This is a genomic window from Vibrio sp. CyArs1, assembly GCF_022432925.1.
GTDB classification, from domain to species: Bacteria; Pseudomonadota; Gammaproteobacteria; order Enterobacterales; family Vibrionaceae; genus Vibrio; species Vibrio mediterranei.
In genome coordinates, this window is record NZ_JAKRBO010000001.1 from 932,887 (window position 1) to 951,300 (window position 18,414).

An 18,414-nucleotide genomic window follows, 5' to 3' on the forward strand; every position below is an offset into this window, starting at 1 on the left:
CAAAAACGCCTGATGACGTTTATCAGGCGTTTTAGTTTAGTCTTATAACAAGCTGATTATTGAATCAAGTTAACGTAATCCAATGTATAGAACGGAACAGCAATCATAACCAGCGACCAGACGACAAGGATGACATGAAGCACATCATTCTCAGAGAACCAGATTTTCTTCTGTTTCCAAAGAACCTCACCGATACCCATTTTCCAGTACTTATCATAGAAGTAGTAAGAGGCATAAATGAGCGCCCATGAAATCATGCATAACAAATCGTAAGTCGCGCCCGTTTTGATGTAGCTAACAGTATTGATGAAAATGAAAGCGATGAAGCTTGGCAAAGATGCGAACATCATAAACTCAAACGTGATGACCGACTTAGTTGCCGTAAACGCTCCCCAGAACGTAATAATGGTGTAGCCAACCGTCATTAATGCGGCATACCAAATGAAGATATCGAACCAAATTGACTCGGGAGGTATTGAGGAGTAGGCAATCGCAACTGTCATTGCATTCATACTAACTTGTTGGAAGATAAGATAGATCACTTCCCACCATGTCGTCCACGAACACTCTTCTCTGTGCTTGGCCTTAAGCTCATAACCGAATGCCTGATAACTGGTACCAGCGATGATCGCGCCAACGCCCCAAAGGATCATCGAAATCCCCCACCAAATACGGGACATTTGACCATCTTGCATAACAAGGAATTGAACACCAACTAGCGTAACGATCACACCGAGTAAATATACCCAGAATGTTGATGAAGGCTGACTAATATCCAGCTCTTTACCAAGAAAATTGAATCGTACAAGCGGCTGCTCTTCCCCCCAGTTCTCCTTAGTCAAAGTTGGGTGCTTGAGCTCGTGAACTTTCTCAAAAATAGACATCTTAATTTCCTCTCAAAAAGGCCGAAGCATTGAGAGCCCCGGCCAGAATAAATTAATCTTCGTGGTCAGGGATAAGGACAAGCTTACCTACATGTTTGCGACTCTGAAGTTCCTCTTGAGCTTCAACGATTTGAGAAAGCGAGAATGTTTTAGAGAGCGCAGGTTTGATCTCGCCTTTTTCAATCGCTTCGATCAAACTTGGAAACACAGGTTCATCCCAACCAGTACAACCGATAAGCGTTAGATCTCGTAGATACATGGTGCGAAAATCAAGTTCTACCAAAGGTCCAGCAATCGCACCTGAGGATGCATAGCGGCCACCACGTTTCAGCATTTTTAGATTGTTTGCGAAGTTTTCGCCTGCAACGTTATCTATAATGATGTCTACTGACATTTCACCAAGAACCTCAAGTGCATGTCGGCCAAAATCAATCACTTCATCCGCACCATATGAACGTACACGTTCAATTTTATCTTCGCCTTCTGCAGCACCAATGACATACGCACCACGACGTTTCGCAAGTTGCACTACAGCAGAACCAACACCACCTGAAGCGCCCGCCACATAAACGCGGTCACCTGCTTTCACACCAGAACGTTGCACCATGTTTTCAGACGTGCCATACGCACACGGAATTGTGCCTAACTCAGCATCACTCCAGTCGCATTCCACAGGGAAGACTTCCGTTGCCGTTATTTTCACGTACTGAGCAAACGCGCCATCAAAATCAGAAGCCATCCAGATATTCTCTTTAGAATCGAAGCCTTCGTGACGAATACATGCGCGAATAAGTACACGTTTCCCAACCAAGTGTTGGTCAGCTTCATCCTTGGCTTCTACGACCAGACCTGCGCAGTCCGTGCCTTGAATAAATGGGAATGGCGTTTCTGCGTTCCAGCCACCGTCTTTCTCTTCAGCCGCATCACCAATCTCATGCTCATCGTCAGATAGGTTGTTCGTGCCTTGTGTCACCTTCTGTGAATACCAACCCAGTCGCGTGTTGATTTCGGTATTATTCACGCCAGCTGCAAGTACTTTAATAAGCACTTCGCCTTCACTGATAACCGGCATAGGAACATCTTTGTATTCCAGCATCTCGTAACCACCATTGCCCATAGTGACCACTGCCTTCATTGTTTTGTCGCCTTCTTTAACTTCAAAACGATTCTTGTCTTTGTTGATATGTAAATTAACTTTCATGTGTTTTCTCTCTAATCATGATGATGGCAGCTCAACGCTGCGAGCTTGTGTAGTTTTGGATTGGACTTCTGCTTTCTTAGTCATGTTATTGAACGCAATTGCGATGACAGCGCCAATAACGCCAAAGATCACAGTGACCACAAAGTAAGCGCGATAGCCGCCTTCGTTGCCGAACATGCTCCATAGGACACTGTTCATTTGAGGAATAAAAATATCTGGTAGATAGCCAATTAGGCTGATAACACCGATTGCGGTACCAGTAAGTGCTGTTGGGATTTTTGCCTGACCAAGTAAAGACCAGTATGTGCCGCGAATAACATAGACAAACACCGCCGTTAGAAGCACTAGGCCGCCGATAACTGTAGTGCCCGCAGAGTTGGGAACCATGGCTAGCGAAAATAAGCATATACAAGCTAGGATTGAGCCAGACGCGACCGTTGTCGCTTTGCCAATTTTATCTGCTAGGTAACCGCCTAAGAAGCCGCCAATTGGACGCATCCAAAGCACACCTACCATCATTGAACCTACCGTAACGGCACTCATTCCGAGGTTTGTCTGAAGGTGACCACCGTAGTAATAAGTTGACCAGAAAACCGTGTAGCCACAGAAAATAATCAGACCTTGGAGCCAGACGAACTTATTGCGGATGATTTTAGATACATCAGCCATACAGAATTTTTCGTCTTCCCCAGCTTCTACATTGCGATCTTCCGCTGGCTTTACAAACAAAGCCACCAGCACTGCAATAGCGACTAGCGCAATCACATACATGTAGATAACAGACTTCAGAGCTGTCTCTTTATCTGCCAGCGCAACACTTTCACCAAGTGTCGTCGTGAACAGAGCTAGAGCGATACTACCCAGAGCTGCCTCGACTAGACCGCGCCCTCCATCCAAGAAGCCAAAGAAACGACCTTCTTCTTCAGGTGTTGACAGCATTTTGGTGAGCTTCATATGAGCTGACCAAAAAGTAAGTACCGCGAAGATACCCCAAACAATAAAGCACCCTACTACGCCACCAAATTCAGGTGTTTGAGCAAACCAAAAACCACCTGCCGCAGTACCTAAGCAACTTACGACCAATAATGATTTAGCACTGAACTTATCGCTCAATACACCACTAGGGAAATAACCTGCGATAAATACCAAACCAAGAATGGAGTAAATATTGTTTAGGTCGGTAACACTCATTTGGAACACTTCAAGAATTGTTTCTTGATATTGCGCTTTTAAATAAACCAAGGGAAATACTGCCCCGGCGGCTAATATTACGAGCGCGAATTGGAAATATCGCGCCAAATTGGACTTATTCATATTATTACCTTTTGTTCATCGGTTATGAGCGTCAATTAGTCAGCACTAATTGACGCGTTTATTATTGGATTGGAGTTAACTTATTATTAGAATTGGTTAAATACTGTTTCGACCGCAAATGCGCCAGGATCTTTGGTTCCTGATAAGCTGTCGCTATTCAGATATGAAGAACGGCCAGCGTTAGCATTTGTCATATTAGCGGTCGCTTCTGCGCCCGCTTTTGCTGCTTTAATTGCTGCATCGAACCCTTGCTCTACCCACTGATTTAAAGCGGGGTAAAGGGCATCAATCATGGTGCGGTCGCCTGGTTTGGCTCCGCCATATTTCATCATCTGATCAAGACCCGCTTGCAAAGCTTTTGGTAATGAGCCATTAAGGTCGTAGTCACGACCAGCTGAAGTAAACAGAATAGAGAGCAACACGCCAGAAGAACCGCCCATCACAGACGTTAAGCAATCGGCAATCGCTGTCATCAATTTAGCGATGTCTTGAAGAGGTAGCTCCTTGGCCTCCAGTTTAGCCAGCACTTTGCTCGCACCAGCAGAGAAGGTGGAACCTGTATCGCCATCACCAACGATCGAGTCTAGATGATTCAACTGTGACTCAATGTTGATAATAGAATGGCAGACTTTTCTCAGCACCAACGCAGTTTCTTCATCGTAGGAAGCGGTATATTCCTTCTTAGTCACTCTGTTTTCGCAAGCCAAAGTTGGCAACTCACGATGTGCAACCATACCTGGCCAGGACTCTGTCTCTACATCAGCAATAAGTGCTGGCTCAATAGTTTCTGAAAGTTGAATCGTTGAAATCGAAAAACCTTTCATATCAACCGCAGTCATTAGCGCACCACTTACAATAAACTTGGCTTTCTGACCGACTTCAGACTCCATCAGCGCTTTCGCAACAACATTCATTTCTATCGGCGACAATCCACCTAAGTTATTAAGAAGTAGCGCATTTTCCGTCGTAGGTTTCGCTTGATTTAACTTGTTAGCCATCAAAGCAACAAGCTCATTTGCTGTCGGTAGCTCAATCGTTTCAATACCCGACTCGCCGTGAATACCCAGACCTAACTCTGCTTTACCGAGCTCAATTCTGTTTTTGCTTTCTCCTGGAAGCGAGCAGCTCGTCAGAGCGACTCCAATCGATGCCGTGTTCTCATGCGCATCCATCGCCGCTTGCTTCACCTGCTCTAACGAACCCCCACTCTCCGCAACGAATCCCGCGACTTTCTGTACAAATAGGGTTCCAGCGATGCCACGTGGCTGAGGGTTTTCTGGAATAGAGATATCATCACCAACGACAATCAGGTCAACCTTGTACCCCATCTCTTTTGCTTTCTCTACAGCAAGCCCGAAATTTAAACGGTCACCAGTATAATTCTTGATAATGACAAGGCAGCCCGAGTCTCCTGTTACATGAAGGATGGCATTAAGCACAGCGTCGACACTTGGTGCTGCAAACAAATCACCACATACCGCAGCCGTAAGCATACCTTTGCCAACAAACCCCGCATGCGCAGGCTCATGCCCAGAACCACCACCACAGATAATAGCAACCTTGTCTTTTTGCCAATCGCTACGAGCAACGACTTTAATATCGTTATTGAAATCTAATAAGGTCAAGTTATTGTTTTTCGCCGCGTAAAGCGAACCAGAAATAGAATCTAAAACAAATGATTGCTTCGTGTTCAAAATAAGATCTGACATTTTAATCCCTTGGTTAATTGACGGCGTTACTTATTGGTAAATTTCCAAGTGCCGTTTAGCGTTGGAGTCATAATAAATAGCCAGATTGGAAATTAAGAAGTAATAGCGTTGAGATTGGTTTTGAATTTTGATTGTTGTTTCAATTATCCACTCATTGCTATTTTCTTATTGGGGTGACTTTTAATTTCGTCACGTTTTTTTAATGGCCGCCACCCTGTTGTTTCAACTTGAAACTCAAGTAAAAAAACAGCTGTTTCATTTGGGAACAAATCAAAATCATTGCCACTATTCCTAGCTAGACATAAGATGGTCTCAGTCCCTACAAATAGAGCGTTTAGATAAAAACATGAAACAACTAATAAATGACGTCGAACAAGTGGTGCTCGATCAAGTGGCTGGACTCACTGCCTCTCGCCCAGAAATCAAAGTTAATGAGAGTCCTCTTTACGTTTGGCATGACCTTTCACCAAACCAGGTTGCTTTAGTATCAGGCGGCGCTTCTGGACATGAACCCATGCACGTTGGGTTTGTAGGTAAAGGTATGGTAACAGGAGCATGTCCCGGCGAGATTTTCACTCGAGCAACACCTGATCAAATTTACGAATGTGCAAGTCGCGTCAGTACTGACAAAGGTGTGCTGTTTTTGATTAAGAACTACACCGGAGATGTACTTAATTTCAAACTGGCCGTAGAACTGCTGCAAGCAGATGGCATTAAAGTCGGGTCAGTTTTAATTGATGATGATATTGCAGTGCAAAATAGCTTATATACCACGGGACGCCGTGGAGGTGCTGGCACCGTTTTACTTGAAAAAATAGTTGGTGCAGCAGCCGAGCGTGGCTATTCGCTGGAACAGTGCGAAACACTAGGCCGTCGAGTGATCAATAACTGTCGGACTTTGGGGATCGCACTTAATGCCCCTATCGTGCCTGAAGCAGATAATCCATGCTTCGAACTTGCAGACAACGAAGTCGAGTTTGGAGTTGGTATTCATGGTGAACCTGGTATGAGACGCATCGAATACACCAATGCGAATGAGCTAGTCACTCAAATGTTCACAACTTTAGTACAAGACGCTCCCTATTCGCGCTTCATCAACGTCTGGGATCGTGAAGAGAGTCACTGGAACGAAACCGAGTTCACCACTGAACAATTTGAACCAGACCATGACTATATCGTTATCGTTAATGGCTTTGGCGGCACTCCAGTTTCGCAACTATACGTGGCGTATCAACAGCTTGCCAAGTGTTGTCAGCAGGAAAATTTCAACATTGTAAGAAATATGGTCGGAAGCTACTGTACCGCTCTAGATATGGAAGGTCTCTCCATTACGCTTCTGAAAGCCGACAAGGAGATGATCGAACTATTTGACGCCCCCGTAGATACGCCAGCTCTTAGATGGTAACGAGCAGCAGTAAGGATACACAACTCATGCAAATCGAAAAACAGCACATTGTTAATTGGCTTGCTTTATGTGCGGAAGCTTATAGCGAACATCAATTATTTCTCAACAACTTAGATCGCGATATTGGTGATGCTGATCATGGTAAACACCTCAATAGAGGCTTTCGAATGGTCGCTGAAAACCTACCATCGGTTGAGAAACAGAACATAGCTACGATACTGAAGAATACGGGAATGGCTCTAATGTCTAATGTAGGTGGTGCCAGTGGCCCATTGTATGGCACGCTGTTCGTTCGTGCTGCTGCAACCATTGGCAGCCGTGAGCAACTATCCTTTCAAGAGCTCCTCAATGCCCTAACCAAAGGCGTAGATGGGATGCTTAGCAGAGGGAAAGCCCGTTTAGGAGACAAGACATTATGCGATGTTTGGGTACCAACGATAGAGCGCGCTCAAATGCACGTGGCTAACGGGGTATCGATAGATGAGTTGCTGGATGATATGCTGTCTACCGCGGAAAAAAGTGCTGTATCGACGATAGAAATGCAAGCCCAAAAGGGACTTGCTAGCCACTTAGGGCAAGCTAGTGTCGGTCACCAAGATCCCGGTGCCACATCATCACTGATGATGATTCAGGCTCTGGTTCAAGCTATAAAAGAGGGTTAACCAACCACAAACGAGAAACGAGGTTGGCTAAGCACTCAACCTCGTTCCATCATACTGTTGATCTCATACTTTTTCACTTTGCGCCACAAGGTGGTACGGCCAATGTTTAGCGCTTTGGCGATGTCTTGCATGCATCCTTCATATGCTTTCCAAGCTTGAATGATCGTCTGTTTTTCTACTTCTTCGAGAGTAAGAATTGGCGCAGCGACCTCTTCATAAGTAATAGAACGCACCTTAATCTCATCCGGAATGTCGATTAGTTTTACCAGATTTGAACTTCGATTCAGCAGTATTCGCTCTATCTGATTGCGTAACTGCGAATTGTTGCCAGGCCAAGGAAAATCTAGGAGCACGGGCATGACATTCTTGTCGATATTGACCGCTATGTTATGGCGCTGCTCGTAAGTGCTGACCAACTTTAAGATCATATGCTCTAGATCGTCTTTTCGTTTTCTTAAAGGAGGTATCGTCAATTCATTTGCAGAAATATCATAGAAAAGCTGTCTCAAGAAACCGCCTTGAGACACATATTCAGCCACGTTTGATGTTGTACTGGTGATTAGCTGGAACTTTGCCGTGATAAGTCGTTGGCTATCACTACGGCTGGTCAGTCCCGTTTTTAATAGCTTCAGGAATGCTGCTTGCAATTCACTTCCAAGGTATTCGATGTTCTCTACATACAAAGTGCCGTTTTGAGCCAATTCGAATTTCGAAAGTTGTCCTTCTCCTTCATCGAATCCAAGAACATCTCTTAATTGCTGATGTGCGTTCGTCGAACGGCAATTAAACGTAATGAATGGCCCTTCTCTATAATCACTTTCGTTATGAATGGCTTTGGCAAGATCAATCTTCCCTACACCTTCTTCACCAGATATCAGTATCGGCATATCAGAGTTGATAGCACGCTTAGCTACTCTCAGCACATGTTTCATCTTTTTGGAGACAAATGGCAAACTGCTAAATGAATATTTAGCATTGTCGCCTACTTGCTGCTGAATCATATCTTTGAACTTATCTATGGGGTGGATAAAGAGTAAATTGGTCCCATCCGACATGCAGCGAAAAGTAACAATCGCTTCAATAAAGCGCCCATCGACTTCAAAAGTGGTTTTCTTACGCAGTACTGTTTCGCCTTTCTCGATTGAAGACATGATGTTTGGAGCAAAACGAATAACGTCAAATACATCTCGCTCAAGTAAGTCGTTGTTATTGATACTCAGCAGCTTCTCTGCTTGCTGGCTAGTGTAAGAAATTAAGTTATCACCATCCCAAGATAAGATTCCGTCATCAATATAATCCAATGCAGCACTATGAGCAGACTGGAGCCGATTCATGCTTTCCTGTTCATTCTGAATATGCAGTTGAAGACTCACCTCTCTAGCACATGAGGATGCAATGACCAGATTCTCCTTGTTATAGTCTTGCGCATTTCTCACCAACATTATGGTTCCACAAAGCTTGCCATATGCGTCTATGATGGGTGCTGCTGCGGTGCCTATTTCGTGCAAATCTCGTTTAAAGTGCTCGCTTGCAAAGACCTCGCTTGGCATGTTTGTTTCCATAACAAAACTAACTGCATTGGTACCAATTTTATCTTCACTTAAAAAACAGCCGACCTTAATGCCGAGCGCCTCCATCTTCGCTTCAAGCTCTTCATGCCCAATCGTGAACATTACGCAGCCGTTGTCATCGGTCACTAGCAATAGCAATTTTTCTTCGCGCAATAGATCATAAGTATCTTCAACTACCGTCGCTGCACAGTTAATAATGCGCTCGGTACGTCGTTTCAAAGAAGCTAAGGTATAGCCCGAAGCAATGTGAGGACGAGACCATTTATAGGCGCTCATCTGCTTTACGCACTTCTCCCATGATAGGAAGATAGGTGATGTAGCAAACTCAGGGGAGACCCATAAATGCTTCTGGAAAAATTCCCAGCGCTTTTTGCAATTTTCAATAGACTGCATTGAATGAGATGTCATAGGAGAAAGACCGTATTGCCGACAGTATATAAGGTTAGTGTTCTGTTTTTAGGTGTCTCAATCACAGTTAAGATACCCTATTTCCTAATGCTCAGAATTTATGCAAAAGGTACTATGTCGCTAGATTCATACATTAACAATCTACGATATCAGGGACTGGTCGACCTTTGAGGATTCATGGAGCTTGATGTCGAAAAATGGTCTTTGTAGCTCTTCCACAGCCACACTAACAAAGACGCATTCATCCCAATCACAACAAATAAAGCCGGCAAACCTCCTAAATTAGACATCATTTTTATGCCATCTACGCCAGAAAATGCCGTCATTGACCAAGCAACTAAAGCAATCACACTTCCCCATAGCACCTTTAGTTGAGCCTTCGCTTTCTTAGCTCGTTCATTGTCTTCATCATTCGATTCGATACATAAAGAAGAGATTGCCTCTGTATTCGAATCCGCAGCCGTCACATAAGCTAGGAAAGAAATAAAGATAAATAGGCAGATAAACAACATCGGCAGAGGTAACTGGTCAAGCAAGCCGTAAATTACTGCTCCGGGTCCATTCTCGTTCAGCAGAGCAAAGTAAGCGCCATTGCTGCTCATATCGAGCTCTAGAATCATTCCTGAGAATATCGCCATCCACATCATTGAGAATGTTGCGGGAATAACCAGGTTCACAATCAAAAATGTGCGAACCGTATGTCCCCTAGCTATTCTGCCTAGGAATAATGCCACGACTGGAGCCCAGGCTAACCAATTTGCCCAATAAAATACCGTCCAGCTCTTAGTCCAGCTATCTCCATCTTGAAGGTTTAGTGAGAAGCTTCGGCTTACAAACTCAGACAGATAATTGGCTAACGCTTGGCTGCCATTGTGAAAAATGACGTCAGTTGGTCCAAAGAAAAACGCGGTTAAAGCTATCACTACGAAGCTGCAAGTATTCACAGAAGATAGGCGTGCGATTCCTTTGTGTAACCCTGAAACAGAAGAGGCAACAAAACACACCACAATGGTTGCAATAACAAAGCCCAATAGCAATGCGCTATTTTCCCAGCCGGTGACCTTTTCAATACCACTAGAAAGCACTAAAGCTCCTGTTCCCAAAGAAGAAGCCATTCCAGCTACCAGAGCAAACATGGATATTGAATCAACCACGCCACCTACTTTGATCGAATATCGCTTACCTAATATTGGTTGCAGTGCCGCACTAATGGAAAATCGACTGCTTAGGTTATAGAACGCCAATGCAAACGCCAGAGCCGGAATTGCATAGATTGAAAATGGTGTAAATGACCAATGCATATACATGGTAGAAAGAGCAAAATCAGCGGCTTGCGCTGAACCTGGAAGTAGGGAAAGTGACTTCGGAGGAGCATAGAGGTGGTACAACGGCTCTGCCGTAGCCCAAAACAACATACCTGCCGCAGTGGTGGTACAAATCGAAATAGCTCCCCAACGCCATTTACTTAGTATCGGTTTTGCACCCTCACCACCTATAGTGACACGGCCTAAAGGAGAAAAGAACACCACAATACAAGTCAAGACCATCACAAATGCCCCAGCTGAAAACAGCCAATCAAATGTGTTCAAAATCCAAGCGTTGATTCTGGTTGTAATTTCTAGAAAAGCCGGTAGGTCAACAAGACTAACAAGTACCGCAACGATAAGAAAAAAGAGTGGCGGCAAAAAGATCTTAAGCCTTAATATGTTGCTCATGAATCAATCCTTTATTTTAGGATCTTCGCTGCAGGTGATTAATAATAAATGCAAATGCAAATCTATAATTATCCATGCCCTCTAGACCTCATGAATAACGGCGTGACATGACCTAGTATATCGAGCGAGAAACCCTTTAAATTAACTATTCGTTGATTTTTAAAGCAGGAAACCAATGTGAAACTTGGTTTATATATTGTGATTTATAATATGGTCTAGCTCTGTCTAAACGACGTCCAATATTACGTTCATATTATGAACTATCTACCCGCGAATAATTCTAATCGAGAGCTATCCTATTCATGAAAGCTCTATAAAAAAAGAAACTATCGACTATTTACAGCTAAAGTTTGATGGTTATGTCAATTTACCCAACAATCGGGTTACCTCTTTTGGAAACTACCAAGACGATCACTAAATTGCGCACTTCCGCCCTCGCCCGTTTCACATTGAAACACACCTCTTGCTTAATAATTCCATTTTGAAACATCCTAAAGATACGCTTACTTAAAGTAAAACCTCCGTTTTGGCAGCTTCCAAAGAATAAATAGCCCCCATACTGTGAAAAAGGCTTCTGCAAGTAGGTACAGCAGCATGGTGTCGTTGGGTTGAGACTCGATTGCAATACCAACCGTGCGAGCTAGTGCCATAAAGCCCGCCAACAGCGTGGATGCGACCACCGACACTTTCAGTGTTTCATTTTTTATGACGAGCAGAATGAGAATGATGCCGACTGCGACAGACATACCGCCGTAAGTTGCGCGTACATCAATGCTGGCAGAATAAGAAAACAGAGCGCTATCAGTGACGCGTTCGAATAGAGTGTTGGGAGAGAGTGTAAACAATACACCGTAACCAGAAAAAATCAGAGCCGTAATCCAAACCATCAATTTTGCTTGTATCATAAAAATCCCGCTAGAGCAGCTAACTATCAGAAGTGTAAGTCACATCTCTTAATAATGCGGGATTTTCGTTTTGCTGTTCGTGGTTAAGGGAGCGAATTCTTAACTATGAAACTCAAGCATACCCTCTGTTAAAATGAAATCGATGATGGTATCCAGCCCCTTACTCTCTTTAAGGTTAGTAAACACATAAGGTTTCACAGGACGCATTCTTTGCGTATCTTGTTCCATCACCTCAAGTGAAGCTCCTACATAAGGGGCAAGGTCAATCTTATTGATAACTAATAGATCTGAACGCGTAATACCAGGGCCACCTTTACGGGGAATTTTTTCTCCCTCCGCTACATCAATAACGTAGATGGTAAGGTCTGCAAGCTCTGGGCTAAAGGTCGCACTCAAGTTGTCGCCACCACTTTCAACAAAGACCACATCGAGATTTTTGTGGCGCTTTGCTAACTCCTCTACCGCTGCAAGGTTCATCGACGCATCTTCACGAATTGCCGTATGGGGGCAACCACCAGTCTCTACACCAATAATTCTATCGGGTTCCAATGCTTCTGTTCGTGTCAGGATTTTGGCATCTTCTTGGGTATAAATGTCATTGGTTACTACGGCGATATGTAACTTATCGCGAATCGCCTTACAAAGTACTTCTAGTAATGCTGTTTTGCCCGAGCCAACAGGACCGCCAATGCCAATTCGTAATGGTTGTTTGTAACTTTCCATAGTCTTTCCTATCTCCTCCGCTGTTTCCTCTAAGAACGAAACAGTCTGGTATATTGTGTTTCGTGTAGGCTGCTGGCGATGGAAACCGCAGGAGTGAAGCTGCCAATCATCCACTCTTCGGTCGCCTGTGCAATTGCTAATGTTTCAGCAAAATGGTTTGATAAATTGATAAGTGCCAACTGTCCATCGGTCTGACCTAGTGGCACCAGTTTAACGCCAGCCATCACCAAGTTTTCGGCCCAGCTCCATAGGTAGCCTTTTTTTAAGTCGGTTAACTCGATATTCCAGTACACTGCAGCGACGCATAGTCCGAGAAGCTGTGTTGCTGGGTAAGCACTGAGTTCAATGTCTGGTAGTTCAACGTCCAGACGCTTGAGTAACGTATTCAAAGCAAGGCCACGCTGCTGCTCTTCTGCCCGTAACTCTTTGGTTTCTCGACTGCTGTAGAGACGTTCCGTAAGCCACTGTATTTGTTTACTATCTTTTGACTCTACCGCCGCATACAAACGTTCAATGATGGGTAGTTCCAACGTCGCAACACTGTTAAACAGCATGTTAGCCAACCAGGTTTCCATTGATTCGCGATTTGTTACCCAGCACGCCTCTACCGCCCACTCTAATCCTTGCGAGTATGTAAACCCGCCAATCGGCAGTGATGGGCTTATCAGCTGAAAAAGTCGGTAACTAGAAACATCACCGCTAACAACGGCTGCATTTGATGTGCCTTTGTTTGACACCATCGCGTCATTTTCTGCTGCGTTTGATGCCATACATTAAGATGCCATTAAGAATGCAGAACTCAGCGCCGCAACACCAACCGCCATCCAACGTGAAGCGACTAAATGGCCAATTTGAATTCCGACAGCCATTAACACCGTCGCACCCATCGCCATTCCCATAGAAAACTGACCAAGTGTGCCTTGCGCTTCAACGCCGTGAGCGTAACCGTGAAAGAACATCATGCCGATACACAAACCAACAGCCAGCTTCACCATTTGCTGCGATGCGCTAAATACTTGCCAGATAGCCGCACTAACGACAAACAGAGAGGCGACAATGGCCATCTCCACACCAGAGACTAAACCAAACCATTTCCCGGCGAGTAAACCAGCCATAAGAGTTATCAGCGCTCCCGTAAGTAAGCCGATCTTCTGAGCTTTGTTTACCGTTAAGCAGCCGACCAACAAACCGAAGGCAACAAGCATAATAAGGTGATCAACACCTGTGATGGGGTGCAGCAAACCGCTAGTGAATGCCATTGAGTCGTGACCTGGATGAGCAAAAGCAAACGCTGGGGTTAAAAATGACAGCGCTGTTGTTGTCTTGAACACTGATTTGGCGAACTTTGATTTCATTGAATATTCCTTTTCTTGTTATTGGGCTTAATAGATATTAATTAGTGATGATGGTGATGACCGCCACTCTTGCCGCCGTATGCCCCACCTTCCGGCTCGAACGGAGCAAGCTCTACTGAAACGGTGGCGCCTAACCCTTCGACCATTTCATCCAGCACATGATCATGTTGGTAACGAACCCAACCAAACTCGACTTGTAGCGGTACATGTCGATTGCCTAGGTGATAAGCAACGCGGGTTAGCAGATGTAGGTCACTACAATAGATGGAAGAGACCTTTTCCGGCGCAGCTTTAACTTCTATGACTAAGCCGCAGCGGCTTTTTAATTGCTCACCACCGCGCAGAATATGGCCTCTGGGCAAAAACAGCCCTGCATCACGACCATCATCGAGAATCACTTTCAAACGGCTCTTGATTCGACTGTCAATCGGCAAACTCAAGAAGGCATGAGGCCGAGTCGTGGGTTGTTGGGTAATTTCTACTAGCTCTATCACTGTATTGTCCTCAATGCTTAACTGTCTGTTTTTATTAAAATAAGAAGTAGCGCTGCGCCATTGGCAGTACATCCGCTGGTTCACAGACCAACAATTCGCCATCCGCTCGGACTTGATAAGTCTGGGAGTCCACTTCAATATTTGGCTGCCAATCATTCAGCTTCATGTCAGCCTTACTGATAGTGCGACACTGTTTAGCAACACCGATGAGGCTGTCCAATCCGAGTTCCTCAGCTATTCCAGCATTTTGTGCCGCTTGAGATACAAACAACATCGATGTGTGCTGAGAAGCCTTTCCGTAGCTACCAAACATCGAACGATAGTGAACAGGTTGAGGGGTAGGAATCGAGGCGTTAGGGTCTCCCATTGGCGCCATAGCAATCATGCCACCTTTGAGAATGACACTTGGTTTTACGCCAAAGAAAGCCGGTTTCCAAAGAACCAAATCAGCCAACTTCCCCACTTCAATTGAGCCAATTTCATGAGCCATGCCATGGGTAATAGCAGGATTAATGGTGTATTTGGCGATATAACGCTTCAGTCGGAAGTTATCGCTATAGCTTGAGTCTTGCGGCAAACTGCTACGTTGTACTTTCATCTTATGCGCGGTCTGCCATGTGCGAGTAATCACCTCGCCAACTCGTCCCATCGCTTGTGAATCTGACGCGATCATAGAGAACGCCCCAAGATCGTGAAGAATGTCTTCCGCGGCGATCGTTTCGCGGCGGATACGCGACTCGGCGAAGGCAACATCTTCTGCGATCGAAGGAGAAAGGTGATGGCACACCATCAGCATGTCCAGATGTTCATCCACCGTATTTACGGTGTAAGGTCTGGTTGGATTGGTAGAAGAAGGCAACACGTTAGACTCCCCTGCCGCCTTAATGATATCTGGCGCATGACCACCACCTGCCCCTTCAGTGTGATAGGTATGAATAACTCGGTCACCAATCGCCCCTAACGTCGATTCAACAAAGCCCGATTCATTCAATGTGTCGGTGTGAATCGCCACTTGCACGTCCATCTCATCCGCGACGGTCAAACAAGTATCAATAGAAGCAGGTGTGGTTCCCCAGTCTTCATGCAATTTTAAACCAACCGCACCTGCGGCTACCTGCTCACGTAATGCCTCTGGCTGACTGGCATTGCCTTTCCCTAGCAAACCAAAATTCATTGGGAATTGGTCGAGGGACTCCAACATACGATGCATATTCCAAGGGCCCGGAGTACAAGTTGTCGCGTTAGTACCAGTATTCGGCCCGGTACCACCACCGATCATGGTAGTAACACCAGATGCAAGCGCTTCTTCGATTTGTTGCGGACAGATAAAGTGGATATGTGAATCAATGCCCCCAGCGGTAAGGATTGCGCCTTCTCCTGCCAACACTTCGGTTCCGGGGCCAACAATAATATCGACACCGGGTTGAATATCGGGATTCCCCGCTTTACCAATCGCTGCGATACGGCCGTTTTTCACCGCCACATCGGCTTTAACGATTCCCCAATAGTCGAGGATCAGCGCGTTTGTGATAACGAGATCTGGCGTTTGACTGCTAGGCAATTGACTTTGCCCCATGCCATCACGAATGACTTTGCCACCGCCAAACTTAACTTCATCACCGTATACCGTGAGATCTTTTTCAACTTCTAACCAAAGATCAGTATCCGCTAAACGAACTCGGTCACCCACTGTAGGACCAAACATCTCTGCATAGGCTTGCCTAGAAATACTCGCCATTATTCTTCCTTGTTGTTTTGAGTTAGGCGTCTTATAAACTGCCCATGACCTTACCTTGAAATCCGTAGACTTCGCGTTTACCCGCAAAGGCAACCAGCTCCACTGTACGTGATTGTCCGGGCTCAAAACGCGTTGCTGTACCGGCGGCAATGTTTAAACGAAATCCTCGCGTCACTTCACGATCAAAGCTGAGTGCATTGTTAACTTCGTAGAAATGGTAGTGAGAGCCTATCTGAATCGGACGGTCACCAAGGTTTTCAACGGTCACCGTTACTGTATCTCGCCCCGCATTGAGCTTAATATCGCCTTTTGCGGTTTCAATTTGTCCCGGGACAAAGCCCGAGTACTTTGCTGTCGACGCTGCCATAACTCCCCCGCTAAACAATTGGTTCGTGGACAGTGACGAGCTTGGTCCCATCGGGGAACGTGGCTTCAACTTGCACATCAGGAATCATCGAAGGTACTCCTTCCATAACTTGGTCAGATGTGAGTAAAGTACGTCCGAAGTCCATTAATTCTGAGACAGTTTTTCCTTCACGTGCCCCTTCTAAAATGGCACTTGAAATAAACGCTACCGATTCAGGATAGTTAAGCTTTAGCCCTTTCTCTTTACGCTGTTTTGCCAACATCCCGGCGCAAAAAATCAGCAGTTTGTCCTTCTCTCTTGGGGTTAATTCCATTTAATAACCTTATGTCGTGAATATTGAATTTAGATCAAGTTGCCCAGATTCTTGGAGGCTGAGGACAGTCGCCAGTCCAATGCTCGCGAACCAACTGCCAGATCTTTTGGAAGCACGCCAAGATCACTTCGCTCCAGTTTCCCAATGCACGAATAACCAGTAAATTTTCCAACTGGCTCGCAGCAATCAACACTGCACCTTCGTTGTGTTCTTGTTGCATGTTATTGAGCAAGGTCTGTACCAATTGGTAAAAATCCTCATCATCAATTGAAACGTAAACCGTCCCCATCATTTGATAATTCAATAAGCCTCTACTTTTCAATAATTTATCATTACCACGAACATTCAAACCTTCAGTCAGTAGCAACTGCTTATCAAGATAAACCTCTGTTTTTCCAAGCAAATGACCTGCACTATATCCCTCATTTAGTGCAGGCCGCCCAAAACAGTGCATTTCCCAGCCCAAAAACTGTGCACCACGCTCCAAATGGATTTCGGTATCAAGACGGACGTGTGCATCAGGAAAAAAGATGTTCTCTTGCGGTAGCCACTCCAAGCGAGAGCCGCTAGCAACATGCAATGTCTGCTTTTGCTTGGCGTATTTAGATTCCGAACGATAAAATTTGGTCGCTCCTGGGGTGGTAATAAGTGATTTGGCTCCTTGAATGGCATGCACACTGATCTGTAGAGTGTCTCCACCAACGACTCCTCCGGGAGGATGGAGCAAGTAGGTATGACAAGGGTTGCCCTCTGGATACAGAGGGCGCTGAATGGCGAGTGGACCTTGTTGAGAGCGGTGTTTTAATACCGTTTTATCGCCGCGATCAATAAAGGTTAAGTCGAGACTCGCTTTCCAACCAAATTGAGTGTGAGCGTCTATTACTTGTCCAAGCGAACCCTGAAGTGCCGTACTTGAATTGACGTCCATTTCTTTCTGATTTGTCGCTGGTGAACTCATACTGTGAGGTACTCCTTAATTAACGCATCGTCTAGGGTCGACATCTCACCCGCCGCAACTTGCCTGCCACGATCCAGAATGCAGAATTGGTCTCCTACTTTTCTGGCAAAAGGCAGTTTTTGCTCCACCAGCAATACTGTTAGGCCAAGCTTTTCATTCAACATTCTAATGATGTCACCAATCTCCTGGACGATATTGGGCTGTATGCCTTCGGTAGGTTCATCGAGAATCAACAGTTTTGGATTAACGACCAAAGCTCTACCAATAGCTAGCTGTTGCTGCTGACCGCCCGACAAATCGCCACCGCGACGATGTAACATCTCTTTCAAGACTGGGAATAAATCGAAAATAAATTCAGGAATGCGTCTATCGCCTTTGTCACGAATCGGCAGACCAACTTCGAGGTTTTCTTGAACGGTCAACATGGGAAATATCTGTCGACCTTGAGGAACGTAACCAATACCCATACGAGGTCGAGATTCTGCGTCATGCTTAAGTAGCGACTCTCCGTTTAATTGAATATCTCCGCTTGAGACTTTCACAAGCCCCATAACACACTGAAGTAGCGTGGTTTTGCCCACGCCATTTCGTCCCATCAGTACGGTGCACTTACCCTTCGGAATCGACATGTCCAAATCCCACAAGGTATGACTTTCACCATAAAACTGGTTCAATGACTGGATCTGCAACAT

At 45.2% G+C, this 18,414-nt stretch carries 18 protein-coding genes; 2 read left to right on the plus strand and 16 right to left on the minus strand.

The window, feature by feature from the left end; translation table 11 throughout:
• Positions 1 to 56: 56 nt before the first annotated feature.
• The 4 genes from MMA19_RS04360 to MMA19_RS04375 form a co-directional block, all read right to left on the minus strand.
• The gene (locus MMA19_RS04360) at positions 57 to 884 is read right to left on the minus strand and encodes a hypothetical protein (RefSeq protein WP_088878822.1); all 828 of its coding nucleotides are present in this window, start codon (positions 882 to 884) and stop codon (positions 57 to 59) included.
• Positions 885 to 936: 52 nt separating this feature from the next.
• Positions 937 to 2,085 carry a zinc-binding dehydrogenase gene (locus MMA19_RS04365; RefSeq protein ID WP_240205588.1) on the minus strand — a complete coding sequence of 383 codons (1,149 nt, stop codon included), beginning with the start codon at positions 2,083 to 2,085 and terminating at the stop codon, positions 937 to 939.
• Positions 2,086 to 2,100: 15 nt separating this feature from the next.
• Complete coding sequence (locus MMA19_RS04370) at positions 2,101 to 3,399, minus strand: MFS transporter (RefSeq protein ID WP_240205589.1); 1,299 nt, start codon at positions 3,397 to 3,399, stop codon at positions 2,101 to 2,103.
• 86 nt (positions 3,400 to 3,485) lie between these two features.
• On the minus strand, positions 3,486 to 5,108 hold the full coding sequence (locus MMA19_RS04375) for a dihydroxyacetone kinase subunit DhaK (protein WP_240205590.1): 1,623 nt from the start codon (positions 5,106 to 5,108) through the stop codon (positions 3,486 to 3,488).
• 346 nt (positions 5,109 to 5,454) lie between these two features.
• On the opposite strand from MMA19_RS04375, the gene dhaK reads away from it, so the two are divergent.
• Positions 5,455 to 6,513, plus strand: coding sequence for a dihydroxyacetone kinase subunit DhaK (gene dhaK, locus MMA19_RS04380; RefSeq protein ID WP_088878825.1), 1,059 nt, complete (start codon positions 5,455 to 5,457; stop codon positions 6,511 to 6,513).
• Positions 6,514 to 6,539: 26 nt separating this feature from the next.
• Positions 6,540 to 7,175 carry a dihydroxyacetone kinase subunit DhaL gene (gene dhaL, locus MMA19_RS04385; protein WP_240205591.1) on the plus strand — a complete coding sequence of 212 codons (636 nt, stop codon included), beginning with the start codon at positions 6,540 to 6,542 and terminating at the stop codon, positions 7,173 to 7,175.
• A 35-nt stretch (positions 7,176 to 7,210) separates the two neighbouring features.
• On the opposite strand, the gene dhaR is transcribed toward dhaL, so the two are convergent.
• From dhaR to urtE, 12 genes are all read right to left on the minus strand, one after another.
• Positions 7,211 to 9,139 (minus strand): dihydroxyacetone kinase operon transcriptional regulator DhaR, encoded by a 1,929-nt coding sequence (dhaR, locus tag MMA19_RS04390; RefSeq protein WP_240205839.1) that lies wholly within the window; start codon positions 9,137 to 9,139, stop codon positions 7,211 to 7,213.
• A 164-nt stretch (positions 9,140 to 9,303) separates the two neighbouring features.
• Positions 9,304 to 10,869: a BCCT family transporter gene (locus MMA19_RS04395; RefSeq protein WP_240205592.1), complete on the minus strand. Its 1,566-nt coding sequence runs from the start codon at positions 10,867 to 10,869 to the stop codon at positions 9,304 to 9,306.
• 503 nt (positions 10,870 to 11,372) lie between these two features.
• A complete protein-coding gene (locus MMA19_RS04400; protein WP_171390380.1) occupies positions 11,373 to 11,774 on the minus strand; it encodes a DUF4345 domain-containing protein in 402 nt (133 codons plus the stop codon).
• Between the two features lie 99 nt (positions 11,775 to 11,873).
• Positions 11,874 to 12,497 carry an urease accessory protein UreG gene (gene ureG / locus MMA19_RS04405; RefSeq protein WP_240205593.1) on the minus strand — a complete coding sequence of 208 codons (624 nt, stop codon included), beginning with the start codon at positions 12,495 to 12,497 and terminating at the stop codon, positions 11,874 to 11,876.
• A gap of 29 nt (positions 12,498 to 12,526) precedes the next feature.
• Positions 12,527 to 13,237, minus strand: a complete 711-nt coding sequence (locus tag MMA19_RS04410) for an urease accessory UreF family protein (RefSeq protein WP_240205840.1) — start codon at positions 13,235 to 13,237, stop codon at positions 12,527 to 12,529.
• A gap of 33 nt (positions 13,238 to 13,270) precedes the next feature.
• On the minus strand, positions 13,271 to 13,852 hold the full coding sequence (locus MMA19_RS04415; protein WP_124941372.1) for a HupE/UreJ family protein: 582 nt from the start codon (positions 13,850 to 13,852) through the stop codon (positions 13,271 to 13,273).
• A 41-nt stretch (positions 13,853 to 13,893) separates the two neighbouring features.
• On the minus strand, positions 13,894 to 14,346 hold the full coding sequence (gene ureE, locus MMA19_RS04420; RefSeq protein WP_006074661.1) for an urease accessory protein UreE: 453 nt from the start codon (positions 14,344 to 14,346) through the stop codon (positions 13,894 to 13,896).
• 34 nt (positions 14,347 to 14,380) lie between these two features.
• Positions 14,381 to 16,084 (minus strand): urease subunit alpha, encoded by a 1,704-nt coding sequence (gene ureC, locus MMA19_RS04425; RefSeq protein WP_240205594.1) that lies wholly within the window; start codon positions 16,082 to 16,084, stop codon positions 14,381 to 14,383.
• Between the two features lie 31 nt (positions 16,085 to 16,115).
• On the minus strand, positions 16,116 to 16,451 hold the full coding sequence (locus tag MMA19_RS04430) for an urease subunit beta (protein WP_006074659.1): 336 nt from the start codon (positions 16,449 to 16,451) through the stop codon (positions 16,116 to 16,118).
• 10 nt (positions 16,452 to 16,461) lie between these two features.
• A complete protein-coding gene (gene ureA / locus MMA19_RS04435; RefSeq protein WP_006074658.1) occupies positions 16,462 to 16,764 on the minus strand; it encodes an urease subunit gamma in 303 nt (100 codons plus the stop codon).
• Positions 16,765 to 16,798: 34 nt separating this feature from the next.
• Positions 16,799 to 17,722, minus strand: coding sequence for an urease accessory protein UreD (locus tag MMA19_RS04440; RefSeq protein WP_240205595.1), 924 nt, complete (start codon positions 17,720 to 17,722; stop codon positions 16,799 to 16,801).
• The gene (urtE, locus tag MMA19_RS04445; protein WP_006074656.1) at positions 17,719 to 18,414 is read right to left on the minus strand and encodes an urea ABC transporter ATP-binding subunit UrtE; all 696 of its coding nucleotides are present in this window, start codon (positions 18,412 to 18,414) and stop codon (positions 17,719 to 17,721) included. Before urtE ends, MMA19_RS04440 begins: the two co-directional genes overlap by 4 nt.

Excerpts from the sequence above, each read along its gene's own strand:
- MMA19_RS04360 (WP_088878822.1), bottom strand. The coding sequence starts at position 884 with ATGTCTATTTTTGAGAAAGTTCACGAGCTCAAGCACCCAACTTTGACT.
- MMA19_RS04365 (WP_240205588.1), bottom strand. The coding sequence starts at position 2,085 with ATGAAAGTTAATTTACATATCAACAAAGACAAGAATCGTTTTGAAGTT.
- MMA19_RS04370 (WP_240205589.1), bottom strand. The coding sequence starts at position 3,399 with ATGAATAAGTCCAATTTGGCGCGATATTTCCAATTCGCGCTCGTAATA.
- MMA19_RS04375 (WP_240205590.1), bottom strand. The coding sequence starts at position 5,108 with ATGTCAGATCTTATTTTGAACACGAAGCAATCATTTGTTTTAGATTCT.
- dhaK (WP_088878825.1), top strand. The coding sequence starts at position 5,455 with ATGAAACAACTAATAAATGACGTCGAACAAGTGGTGCTCGATCAAGTG.
- dhaL (WP_240205591.1), top strand. The coding sequence starts at position 6,540 with ATGCAAATCGAAAAACAGCACATTGTTAATTGGCTTGCTTTATGTGCG.
- dhaR (WP_240205839.1), bottom strand. The coding sequence starts at position 9,139 with ATGCAGTCTATTGAAAATTGCAAAAAGCGCTGGGAATTTTTCCAGAAG.
- MMA19_RS04395 (WP_240205592.1), bottom strand. The coding sequence starts at position 10,869 with ATGAGCAACATATTAAGGCTTAAGATCTTTTTGCCGCCACTCTTTTTT.
- MMA19_RS04400 (WP_171390380.1), bottom strand. The coding sequence starts at position 11,774 with ATGATACAAGCAAAATTGATGGTTTGGATTACGGCTCTGATTTTTTCT.
- ureG (WP_240205593.1), bottom strand. The coding sequence starts at position 12,497 with ATGGAAAGTTACAAACAACCATTACGAATTGGCATTGGCGGTCCTGTT.
- MMA19_RS04410 (WP_240205840.1), bottom strand. The coding sequence starts at position 13,237 with ATGGTGTCAAACAAAGGCACATCAAATGCAGCCGTTGTTAGCGGTGAT.
- MMA19_RS04415 (WP_124941372.1), bottom strand. The coding sequence starts at position 13,852 with ATGAAATCAAAGTTCGCCAAATCAGTGTTCAAGACAACAACAGCGCTG.
- ureC (WP_240205594.1), bottom strand. The coding sequence starts at position 16,084 with ATGGCGAGTATTTCTAGGCAAGCCTATGCAGAGATGTTTGGTCCTACA.
- MMA19_RS04430 (WP_006074659.1), bottom strand. The coding sequence starts at position 16,451 with ATGGCAGCGTCGACAGCAAAGTACTCGGGCTTTGTCCCGGGACAAATT.
- ureA (WP_006074658.1), bottom strand. The coding sequence starts at position 16,764 with ATGGAATTAACCCCAAGAGAGAAGGACAAACTGCTGATTTTTTGCGCC.
- MMA19_RS04440 (WP_240205595.1), bottom strand. The coding sequence starts at position 17,722 with ATGAGTTCACCAGCGACAAATCAGAAAGAAATGGACGTCAATTCAAGT.
- urtE (WP_006074656.1), bottom strand. The coding sequence starts at position 18,414 with ATGTTGCAGATCCAGTCATTGAACCAGTTTTATGGTGAAAGTCATACC.